Here is an 11,363-nt window from a genome sequence, read left to right on the forward strand (position 1 = left end):
TTTCACGGTGTTCCCCAAGCAGCTCCTCGAAATAATTCATAACTGTCCAAAAATATGGAAAGCTATTTTTGTCAGTTACTCTTTATTTTTTCGAAGCTGACCGCTTGGAGCCACAACCTTTTTCACAACCTTATGCTCTTTCACCATTCGTCTTAATAACTTCTTTATACCAATCAAATGATTTTTTCTTTGAACGGTTCAATGTACCAGCACCATTATCATCCAAATCAACATAGATGAATCCATAACGCTTGCTCATTTCACCAGTAGAAGCACTCACTAAATCAATACAACCCCACGGCGTATAGCCCATCAAGTCAACACCATCTGCCACCGCATCCGCCATTGCATCAATATGTCGACGTAAATAATCAATTCGATAATCATCATCAATCGTTCCATCTGGCTTTACTTCATCAATTGCACCTAAGCCATTTTCTACAATAAATAGTGGTTTTTCATAACGATTATATAATTCGTTCAATGCAATTCGAAGGCCATCTGGATCAATTTGCCAACCCCACTCACTTGCTTCTAAGAATGGATTTTTGACCCCGCCTAATAAATTACCAATTGATGTATCTGCTTCTGGACTAACTTCATCAACTGCGCTAGACATGTAGTAGCTAAAGCCAATGTAATCTACAGGATAACTTTTCAACAACTCAAAGTCTTCAGCTGTTTGTTCTAGAAGGCTCGCATCCACGCCATATTTTGCATAAGTTCGAGCGGTATATGCAGGGTATTCACCACGAACTTGCACATCCGTACAAAAGAAATTAAATTCTTGATTTTGGATCATTGTTGCAACCTGATTCACTGGGTTGGCATCAATACTATAAGTGGTCGCATAAATAATCATGCATCCAACTTCAATATCTGAACGTAATTCATGCGCAATCTTCACTGCTTTACTGCTAGCAACAAATTGATTGTGCCACGCCTGAAAAATATTTTGATAATCTGCTGCCCCATTGCTTTGGACTAAGCCTTGGCTTAAAGCAGGAAAATGGAAAGCTGAATTGATTTCATTGAACGTCATCCAGTATTTTACTTTTTCGTGGTAACGAGTCAACACTGTTTCTGCGAATCGTTCATAAAACGTAATCAATTCGCGGTTTTTCCAGCCACCATATTTTTTAGCTAAGTTCAACGGCATTTCATAATGAGAAATCGTAATCACAGGCTCAATACCATACTTCAAACATTCATCAATCAACTGATCGTAAAAGCGTAAACCTGCTTCATTTGGCGTCAACTCGTCTCCTTGAGGAAAAATTCGTGACCAAGCAATTGAGAAACGATAACATTTAAAGTTCATTTCAGCAAATAAAGCAATGTCTTCTTTAAAACGGTCATAATGTTCGATTCCTCGGTGATTTGGATAAATATATGTTTCTTCATCAATTGTCCAGTCAAAGTCCTCACTACCGATAATCGCAAATCGTTGCTTTCCACCCGGCATTGCATCGGCAACGGATAAACCTTTGCCATCACGATCAAATGCACCTTCTAATTGATTGGCGGCTGTTGCGCCTCCCCATAAAAACTCTTTTGAAAAACGTGTTGTCATCACTTATATCCTCCTAGTGTCTTTATTTTACGATTGCTAGAAAATCTTCATTCGAGATAATTTCTTTTTGATCTAGTTCTAAAACATCAGCAAATTGATCGGTATTCGTAATTACAATTGGTGTCACGGTACTGTAACCCGCAGCATGAATTGCCTCAATATCAAATTTTACTAACAGGTCACCCGCTTTCACTTGGTCCCCTTGTTTTACGACCGTTTCAAAACCAGTACCATTTAATTCCACCGTATCCATTCCAATATGCATCAAGATTTCAATACCATCCGTTGTTGTTAAACCAACTGCGTGACCCGTTGGGAAAATCGTAGTAATTTCGCCATCTGCTGGTGCAACAAGTTCCCCTTTTTCTGGCTCAATTGCGATTCCTTTTCCCATCGCACCAGATGAAAAGACTTGATCGGCCACTTCACTTAATGGTAACACTTTTCCTGTCAATGGGCTCTTTAGATTATGACGACCAGAAGAAAGTGTTTCTCCTGCTGTGGCTTTCTTCTTTGTTTCTTCTGCAGGATCTTCAAATCCAACCAATAAAGTTCCTACAAAGGCAAGAATGAAAGAAATTCCTGTCGCAATGATTGCCATCGTTACATTGGACTCTACACCATCAATTGTACTGATGAACGACGGGATCGTTAGCAAGCTGACTAATCCACTAGCAAAAGATTTTACGCCTGCAAAACCGATCAAGGCACCACCAATCCCACCAGAAACACAAGCTACGATAAACGGTTTTTTCAATGGTAATGTTACCCCATATACAGTTGGTTCTGTAATCCCAAATAACGCAGTAATTGTGGATGAAATACCTAACGAACGTAATTTACTATCTTTCGAACGAACTGCAACAGCTAATGCTGCACCCCCTTGTGCTAAAACAGCTGGTAATAGCATTGGCATCAAAATATCATAACCAAATTGATCAAGGTTCAAGAACATAATTGGGACAAATCCCCAATGCATTCCAAACATAACAAATACTTGCCAAAAGCTTCCCATAATCAAACCAGCAACAATTGGACTAAAGTCATAAATTGAGTTGAACAAGCTACCTAACGCATTCCCAGCAATTGTTCCAATTGGTCCTAAAGCTAAGAAAACCAAAGGAACCATGACTACTAAAATAATTAAAGGAACCAAAATCATTTGTAAAAATTGTGGAATAATTTTTTTCACAAGTGGTTCAAACTTACTTTGGACCCAAACAGCCAAAAGAATTGGAATAACAGAAGAAGTATAACCAGATGGCGATAAAATAACTGATAGCCCAAAGAAATCTAATGCTGTTCCAGCACCAGCTGCTGCCGTGATTGCTGGATAAACCAGTGCCATTGCAATAGCTACTGCTAAAAATTGATTCGTTTTAAATTTCTTAGCTGCTGTAAAAGCCAACATTACTGGTAAAAATGTGAATACGCCATCAGCCGCTGCAAACAAAATCTGATAAGCCCCACTATCTGCAGCTAGCCAGCCAAGAACAGTTGCCAAAGATAGAAATCCTTTTAAAACCCCCGCTGCTGCCATTGCACCTAAAAATGGTGTAAAAATACTTGAGATGATATCAATAAACTTACTTAACAAATTACCTGATTTTTCTTCCTCTGTTGGTTGATCCGCCAAGCCTTCTTCATCCACAATTGCTTGATAGACATCAGCCACATTACTGCCAATCACCACTTGATACTGACCGCCACTTTGAACAACCTGAATCACATCTGGATCACTCTTCAATTTTTCTGTGTCTGCAATAGATTCATCTTTTAATTTAAAACGTAATCGTGTTGCGCAATGAACCAGACTGTTGACATTTTTTTGCCCCCCAACTGCTTCCCATACACGTTTGCCAACTGCTTTGTTATCCATTTTTCTTCCTTCTTTCTACTAAATTTTGATAAAATAAAAAACCTAGATTGAAAAAACGGTCACCAGCTGCTTGCTCGTGTCCATATTTTCAATCTAGGTTTTGCCTGCCTGACAGTAACAACCCTTATGATTAGATCTGTTTTTCATTCACTACACGTTGAATGTGAATCGTCAAATAAATTTGTTCTGCAACTTCCATCTCTTGCTGCTGCGTATGAACTAAATAATCATTAATTCGTTGCACACAACGAAAGGCTTGTGGGTATTTTCCCTGAACTAACGCGTAAAGAAACTCATCTTTTTCGTCAGAATTCTCACCTTTTAGGTAACGCTGTGCAAAAAATTGTAGATGTGTGATAATTCGTTGATAATTCAATGATTCTTCATCAAAAACGACACCGAAAAATTTACTAATAATGCTCAAGATATCACGTACCATGGTTGTCGCAGTCATTGTCACTTGCATATCACCATTTCCTTGCTGGCTATTCACAAAATGAAAAGCGATAAATCCAGCTTCATCTTCAGGGAATTCAATAGCAGTCTTTTCTTCAAGAAAATGCAAGGCTTCTTTAGCAATCTGATACTCTTTAGGATAAAACTTTTTTGTTTCAAATAATAACGGATTTGGCAATTGAATTTTTTCTTTTGCTCGTCCAATTGCATAATGAACGTGATCCGTTAGTGTTAAATAAATATTTGGTGAAAAGTTCACAGCTAATTTTTCTTCCGCTAAATCAACGATTTGCTTTACTAGCTCGACTTCCTCAGAGGGAATGTCAGCCATCAGCTGTTGAAATTGGTTTCTTGAAAAAGAATCCTTGAGTACAAACTCTTTTTGGATTGCTTCAGGTGAAATCGAATCGCCGGGCTTCTTTTGAAACGCCAGTCCTTTACCCATGTAGACAATTTCTTCACCTAATTCATTTTTCGAAATGACGACATTATTATTCAACACTTTTTCAATAATCATCTCGTCTTCCCCTTTCCAAAAAATAAAAAAAACCTAGAATTCGCCTGTAAATCCTCAGCTGAATTCTGGTTTTGCCTGCTAAGCAGTAACAATCCATTTCTTAACTGAATTTATGATAACACTTTCTTTTCTTCTTTGCAACCCCTTCCAAGTTTTTTTATTTTTTGTTTTGGCTTTCTTCTATTGTTAACTGTTGACAACTATTAAAATAAAAAAACTGAGAACCTTTAGTTCTCAGTTTCTAGGCCTTTCTATTCTCCAGCAGCGCTCACACTTTTTATGAAATTTCGTACTAAAAAGTTTTTGTTTCTAAGTTAAAGGCTTGTTTCATTTCATCTGTTGCATCTTTTATCGGTGTTACTTTTTCTAATGCGCCTTGTACAACTAAGCGAGTTACTGCATTATTATCTCCACAAGTAATCAGGGTCACGATTTCTTTACCGTCCACTACATCTAATAACTCAGTTTCTGTTGGTGCTACTTTTTCTTTGAAAAAAGCTTTATACGTGTACACATTCTCTAAATCAGTCAAATAGATTGTAGCACCCATTGATAGATTTTCTAAAGGAGTGAACAATAGCTCTGGATTGGTTGAGCGGTGACTAGCCAGCGCATAATTTCCTTTTCCCATTTGTTGATCAGGTGATAAAGTTCCTGCACCATACAATAACGCTGTATTTGAAAGTCCCTTAAAAATTGGTAAGTTGATTGATACAGATGGAACTGCGACACTAGCAATCACTGGCAGATCCTTACTTTCAGAACTGGCCTCTGCTCGAATCACACGTTCAGAACTCATTGGTTCAACTGCATCAAAATCAAACGTTGTTTCTCGTTCGTTGTTTTTTTGCAAATCTTCTTTAGTTACATTAGCTATCGCGTATTGATCACCAGTATTCTTAACAAAAAAATCTTTGATTTGTTCATTAAAAATTAAAGCAATTCCTACTAGTAAGAGTAACAGCAAAAGTAAATTCATTAGCCAACGTCTCACGCGTTTTCCTTTTTTCTCTTTATTCGTGTTGTTGTCAGTCGCCATTGTACGACCTCCTCTTTCCACACCATATTTTCTTCATTTTAATGGATGTCCCTACTTCTGTCTATCATTCAAGCGTAACTTACTACTCATTTGTTTTAGAGTTCCGTGTATTTTTCGCGCTTTCCTATACTCTTTTCGACAGGATATTTTCTATTATTTTTGATTAACTTTTCTTCAATGATTTCATCCAAATCGAAATCAAGATTATCCGCTAACATGTACGAATAGATTAAAACATCTGCTAGCTCTTCCTTAATTCGTTCTACCTGATTTGTCGTAACTTCCTCAGGTTGCTTCCATTGAAAAAGTTCCAGTAGTTCTGAAGCTTCCAAAGAAATCGAAATCGCTAAATCTTTTTCGTTATGAAATTGTCGCCAATTCCGATCATCACGAAATTTATTTACTTTTTCCATACTGTTCATTTGTCGGGCCTACTTTCTTTTTATCACTAAGTTTTTTAGTAGACAGTCTTTGATAATTGGTCTTCATATTCTTGATGCCATTTTTCGCTGACTTGTCTTGTTCCTGGTTCAAAAAAAACTGTTTCTGTTCCAACTTCATTTGCTTTTTGATAATACCATTTCTTCCAACGTAAAAAAGCCAAATTAGCTTCTAATACTTGAATTTTTGCTTCTAAAATCGTTTCTTGTTCAACAATAAAGGCATAGCGATCAGGTAGAGTCCCATCACCTTGCATACACCATTCCATAAATGTTGCAATATCTTTTACTGGAATAGCCGATTTTTTTAAACACTCAATGACATTCAAGTAACCTAAATCATCCTCGGTAAATACACGTCGCCCCGCTGAATTTTTTTTCACGAATGGCAACAAGCCTTCTTTATCATAATAGCGTAAGGTGTCTGTTGATAATTGATACTTTTCAGCAATTTCGCCAATTGTATAAGTTTTCATTTTTCCTCCTTGACTTGGAGCTAACTCCAAGTTGTATACTACGTTTATCTTAACAGAAGAAAGCAGGAAATGAAATGAATAAACCCCTAATCGTGATTACTGGAGCAAGCTCAGGCTTTGGAGCAGAAATCGCCAAATTATTTAATAAAGAAAACTATCCCATGTTATTGCTAGGTCGTCGTACAGAAAAAATCTATTCCTTACCGCTTGATTTTGATCAAGTGCTTGTTGACTCTGTCGACGTGACTGATGAACAAGCTTTCAAAGCCAGTATTGCCGCAGCAGAAGAAAAGTTTGGAAAAACTGATTTATTAGTAAATAACGCTGGTGTGATGTTATTAGGTAATGTTCAATCACAATCTCCATCGGAATGGAAAACGATGATGGACACAAATGTTTTAGGTGTGTTAAATGGTATGCAAGCTGTACTAGCAGATATGGTTGAAAGAAAGCACGGTACAATCATCAACATGTCTTCATTAGCTGGACGTAAAACTTTTGTGAATCATGCCGCTTATGTTGCCTCAAAGTTTGGTGTTCACGGATTAAGCGAAACCATTCGCGAAGAAGTTTCAAAAGATAATGTTCGTGTAAGCTTAGTTGCCCCTGGCGCTGCCGAAACGGAATTATTAACTCATGTTACAGATACTGGTGCTTTGTCGGACTATCAAGCATGGAAAGAAACAATGGGCGGAATCACTCTTGATCCTGTCCACGTCGCAGAAGTGGTTAAATTTATTTATGATATGCCACAAGAAGTGAACATCAGAGAAATTGACATTGCAGCAACACGCCAAGATGGCTAATCATTCTGATACTAAAAAAGGTTGGAACAAATGGTTCCAACCTTTTTTCTATTTAAGGAGTAGCTCCTAAAAATAACATGCTACTCTTACCATTTATGAAAAGTTTTTGGTATCTCTGTTTGATATTTTTGTCAGTTGTTCTTTCTCTTTTCGGAACTGAACGCTTGGAGTCACAGGTTAAGCCTTTTGCGCTACAACCTTTTCCCTCGGTGTTCCCAAAACAACTCCTCCACATAGCTTTCATCCACTTCAAAACATGAGATGCTGTTTTGAGTAACTGCTTGCTATCTGTTCGGAGCTGAACGTTTTGCGCCACAACCTTTTCCTCAGTGTTCCTCAAGCAACTTATTCGACAATAAGTCCACTTTTTCTTATTCCTTGAAGCTAAACACCTGGAGCCACAACCTTTCTCTCAGTGTTCAAGAAGTACCTCCTTCAAAATAAGCCCAAATTTCACAAAAATTTGAGGAACAATTTCTGGAAATTTACTCTTATTTATTGGAGCTGGGCACTTCTTTCACAACCTTTCTCTTAATAATTCAAATAACCGCCGTGCGTATGTAAAAGTTTGACTGACTTGCCTTCTTCTTGCTGCTTTTCAATTCGCTCCTCACCCCAAACAGACATTGCAACCAAAATCTCCCGTAGTGATTTTCCTTCTTCTGTTAATGAATATTCTACTTTAGGAGGCACTTGATTATAAATCTTTCGATGAACGATACCGTCTTGCTCTAACTCACGCAATTGTTGCGTTAACATTTTTTGCGTAATTGTAGGAATTTTTCGGCGTAGTTCACCCGTGCGAATAGCCCCATTTCCTAAATGGCAAAGAATAATTGGTTTCCATTTTCCCCCAATCACTTCTAAAGTTGCTTCAACACCAATATGATAAATTTTTTCCATTCACTTACTCTCCTCCAAAAAAGATACGCTCCAAATACTAGCACCTTCTATCAACTTTTGAAAGCAAAAAAACTTTTTTCAAAGACTATCAATTAATAATCAGCGTCTTAAATAAAAAATGAAAAATTTCTAATACTACAATAAAACGATTTTTTTCGCGTACTTACGCAAATGTTACAAAAAAGTACCTATTGCACTAAAAAGTAGGTACTTTCTACTTTCATAAATAAGGTCTATATTTTCTATTCGTCAGGTAACAAACTTTTAGGAGGAAAAAAATGAAAAATAAAATCTCACCCACACTTACATTGATGGCATTAGTTATCAATGCCTTTGCCATTGGTTCAACTGAATTTATCAGTGTTGGCCTTATGCCTTTGATTGTAAATAGCTTTCACGTTAGCTTGGCACAAGCAGGACTGACTGTTTCCCTTTACGCAATTGGCGTTACTGTCGGCGCGCCACTCTTAACTATTTTAACTGGAAAATGGAATCGAAAATTTTTAATGATGATGATTATGTCTTTATTCATTGTTGGAAATCTATTTGCTGCATTCGCTGCAAGCTTTGCCATGTTACTAATTGGTCGTGTTATTTCTGCCCTAGCTCATGGTATTTTCATGTCCGTTTCAAGTGTCATTGCAGCAGATGTTGTTCAGCCACATAAACGTGCCAGTGCAATTGCCATCATGTTTACTGGATTAACCGTGGCTACCGTTACAGGTGTTCCATTAGGTACCTTCATCGGCCAACAGACCAATTGGCACATGACATTCATTTTTATTGCAGCTGTTGGTTTCATTGGGTTACTCGCCAATTTATTCTTGATTCCAAGTGGCTTACCTATCCCAGGGTCGGTAGACTTGCGAGGTATTCTAAGAATCTTTAAAAATAAATTTTTAGTTGGTTCCTTTTTGATCACTGCACTTGGTTATGGTGGTACTTTTGCTGCTTATACTTACCTAACGCCAATTTTGCAAGACAAAATTGGTTATTCTGCACATGCTGTCGTTATCTTATTAGTTATCTATGGACTAATGGTTGCCATTGGAAATACGATTGGTGGGCATTACTCTAACCGGCAACCTTTGAAAGCTTTAGGTGTTATGTTTGGTCTGTTAGTTCTTTCTCTACTTTTCCTATTTTTAACAATTTTGAGTGGAAATAAACTAGTAGCAACCGTTGCAACACTCGTCTTAGGACTCTTCTCTTTCATGAATGTTCCTGGGCTACAATTTTATGTCGTTCAACTAGCTGAAGGCTATACACCAAAAGATATTACTCTAGCTTCAGCATTTAATATTTCTGCATTTAATATCGGAATCGCATTCGGCTCGTTTGTCGGAGGACAAGTAACAAAAACTGTCGGCGTTGGTTACACGCCAATTTTCGGAGCAGGTATTGTCTTACTGGCTGTTTTTTTAGTTCTAAAATTGATTGCTGAAAATAAAAAAATAGAACAACTGTCTTTAACTGCACAGGAAATGAATCCTGAAAATTCAACTAGTGTCACAAAATAAAGAAGAGGACGAGCCTAAGACTCGTCCTCTTCTTGCGTTTTCTTGATGCTTTTTTCCTATACATACGTTATGTCTATTTAAGCGTTTAATCGATACTCTTATCGATAATTGCCCGCAGTACCTTTTCCCTTAACTCAATCGAATCAACGTTATTTTTTCGTTCATAACCTTGAACCAGAATATCGCAAAGATAAAGCTGAGAGATTTTTCCAGCTAAAGACGCCCCGTTCAGAAACTCTTCAATTGCTGTTTGTAAAACAAAATCGGCGGTTCGTCCAATTGGCGATTGAAGATAATTCGTAATTGCCAAAATTTTGGCACCATTTTTTTTCGCAATTTTCATTGAATCATACGTATCTTTTGTTTTCCCTGACAGTGAAAAAACAATTACTGTGTCTCCTTCATCCAATAGTGAAGCAACCTGTGCTTGAATATGCGGATCTACTACTGCATGCGCCTTTACACCAACTCTTAGAAACATAGTAGCTAAATCTAAACTAGTCGTTCCACTTGATCCCACTCCAAATATATAAATGTTGTTTGACTGGCTAATCAGTTGAAGCGCATCGGCTAATGTTTCCTCGTTAAGTAATGATTCTGTTGCATTCAATGCCTCTTTTACTCCAACTGCGATTTCAGTAAAATATTTTGCTTCTTTCGGTAGCTCTTGTTTCTGGCTAAAGTCTTCTTTCGCAATTTCGATTTTCAAATCAGAAAAACCAGAAAAACCTAATTTTTGACAAAAACGAATAATTGTTGCATCGCCAACTTTTGTTTTTGCCTTGATGTCACTCATTGTATTATAAATAACTGATTTCCCAGAATCCAAAATATAGTCAGCTACTTTTTTTTCAGATTTTGTTAAAAATGGATAGTGCTCGCGAATCAAATAGGTATACTTCATGACTTCTCCTTCACTACAACGTATTCGCTTCATTATACTCCAAAACAAAAGAATTCTCCAAAATTCTCCAATTAAGGCTTTACATGATTGTAAGCGGATGCTACACTATGTTCGGAGTTATTATCCAAAAATAAAACAAAAAATGGAGAATTAAGGAGAATGAAAAAACAAACATTTTTAGATGCCATTTCTGGCGGGTTGATTGTTTCTTGTCAGGCTTTACCTGGCGAAGTATTTTACAGCGAAACTGGCGGAATAATGCCTTTATTTGCTTTGGCTGCTCAAAAAGCAGGAGCTGTTGGTATTCGTGCAAATTCTGTTCGTGATATTTTGGAAATCAAAGAACAAGTTGACTTGCCGATGATTGGTATCATCAAACGTGATTATTTACCTGAAGAACCTTTTATTACTGCAACCATGCGCGAAGTTGACGAGCTTGTTGCAACCGGTGTGGAAGTTATTGCTCTTGATTGTACTTTACGAAAACGTCACGATGGCTTAAAAATCAATGACTTTATTGTTCAAATTAAAGATAAGTATCCCAATCAACTATTGATGGCGGACATCGCCACATTTGCAGAAGGTGTCAATGCTGCTAAGGCAGGAGTTGACTTTATTGGGACAACATTGAGTGGTTACACAGCAGACAGTAAACACCAAAACGAGCCAGATATTGAGCTTATCAAACAATTGGTTGATGCAAATCTATGTGTTATCGCAGAAGGAAAGATCCACACACCTGAACAAGCAAAAAAAATCAAAGACTTAGGTGTTGCTGGACTTGTTGTTGGTGGTGCAATTACGCGACCGCAAGAAATTGCACAGCGTTTTGTTGATGGATTAAACTAGG

General features: G+C 37.4%; 11 protein-coding genes. 3 read left to right on the plus strand and 8 right to left on the minus strand.

Going from position 1 to position 11,363, the window contains the following annotated elements:
- Nucleotides 1-130 precede the first annotated feature (130 nt).
- The 6 genes from IGJ93_RS10490 to IGJ93_RS10515 form a co-directional block, all read right to left on the minus strand.
- Nucleotides 131-1,573, minus strand: a complete 1,443-nt coding sequence (locus tag IGJ93_RS10490; RefSeq protein WP_071869159.1) for a glycoside hydrolase family 1 protein — start codon at nucleotides 1,571-1,573, stop codon at nucleotides 131-133.
- Between the two features lie 22 nt (nucleotides 1,574-1,595).
- Entirely contained in the window at nucleotides 1,596-3,452 is a 1,857-nt protein-coding gene (locus tag IGJ93_RS10495) for a beta-glucoside-specific PTS transporter subunit IIABC (RefSeq protein ID WP_270660226.1), read from the minus strand.
- A gap of 130 nt (nucleotides 3,453-3,582) precedes the next feature.
- Complete coding sequence (licT, locus tag IGJ93_RS10500) at nucleotides 3,583-4,425, minus strand: BglG family transcription antiterminator LicT (RefSeq protein WP_270492852.1); 843 nt, start codon at nucleotides 4,423-4,425, stop codon at nucleotides 3,583-3,585.
- Nucleotides 4,426-4,717: 292 nt separating this feature from the next.
- Nucleotides 4,718-5,464, minus strand: coding sequence for a class A sortase (locus IGJ93_RS10505; protein ID WP_071869161.1), 747 nt, complete (start codon nucleotides 5,462-5,464; stop codon nucleotides 4,718-4,720).
- Nucleotides 5,465-5,559: 95 nt separating this feature from the next.
- On the minus strand, nucleotides 5,560-5,886 hold the full coding sequence (locus IGJ93_RS10510) for a nucleotide pyrophosphohydrolase (RefSeq protein WP_067482694.1): 327 nt from the start codon (nucleotides 5,884-5,886) through the stop codon (nucleotides 5,560-5,562).
- A gap of 35 nt (nucleotides 5,887-5,921) precedes the next feature.
- Nucleotides 5,922-6,380, minus strand: a complete 459-nt coding sequence (locus IGJ93_RS10515; RefSeq protein ID WP_067482696.1) for a MerR family transcriptional regulator — start codon at nucleotides 6,378-6,380, stop codon at nucleotides 5,922-5,924.
- A 74-nt stretch (nucleotides 6,381-6,454) separates the two neighbouring features.
- Here IGJ93_RS10515 and IGJ93_RS10520 point away from each other — a divergent pair, with 74 nt between their 5' ends.
- Nucleotides 6,455-7,186, plus strand: a complete 732-nt coding sequence (locus tag IGJ93_RS10520; protein ID WP_071869162.1) for an SDR family oxidoreductase — start codon at nucleotides 6,455-6,457, stop codon at nucleotides 7,184-7,186.
- 531 nt (nucleotides 7,187-7,717) lie between these two features.
- Here the strand turns inward: IGJ93_RS10520 and IGJ93_RS10525 are convergent.
- The gene (locus IGJ93_RS10525) at nucleotides 7,718-8,089 is read right to left on the minus strand and encodes a winged helix-turn-helix transcriptional regulator (RefSeq protein ID WP_067482702.1); all 372 of its coding nucleotides are present in this window, start codon (nucleotides 8,087-8,089) and stop codon (nucleotides 7,718-7,720) included.
- Nucleotides 8,090-8,367: 278 nt separating this feature from the next.
- Here IGJ93_RS10525 and IGJ93_RS10530 point away from each other — a divergent pair, with 278 nt between their 5' ends.
- On the plus strand, nucleotides 8,368-9,609 hold the full coding sequence (locus tag IGJ93_RS10530; protein WP_082294047.1) for an MFS transporter: 1,242 nt from the start codon (nucleotides 8,368-8,370) through the stop codon (nucleotides 9,607-9,609).
- 85 nt (nucleotides 9,610-9,694) lie between these two features.
- Here IGJ93_RS10530 and IGJ93_RS10535 read toward each other — a convergent pair whose 3' ends face one another.
- The gene (locus IGJ93_RS10535) at nucleotides 9,695-10,513 is read right to left on the minus strand and encodes a MurR/RpiR family transcriptional regulator (RefSeq protein ID WP_067482704.1); all 819 of its coding nucleotides are present in this window, start codon (nucleotides 10,511-10,513) and stop codon (nucleotides 9,695-9,697) included.
- Between the two features lie 159 nt (nucleotides 10,514-10,672).
- On the opposite strand from IGJ93_RS10535, the gene IGJ93_RS10540 reads away from it, so the two are divergent.
- Nucleotides 10,673-11,362 (plus strand): N-acetylmannosamine-6-phosphate 2-epimerase, encoded by a 690-nt coding sequence (locus IGJ93_RS10540; RefSeq protein WP_067482706.1) that lies wholly within the window; start codon nucleotides 10,673-10,675, stop codon nucleotides 11,360-11,362.
- The last annotated feature ends 1 nt before the right edge of the window (nucleotide 11,363 follow it).

The organism is Enterococcus sp. DIV0174, assembly GCF_050529065.1.
In the GTDB taxonomy this organism is placed as follows: domain Bacteria; phylum Bacillota; class Bacilli; order Lactobacillales; family Enterococcaceae; genus Enterococcus_B; species Enterococcus_B thailandicus.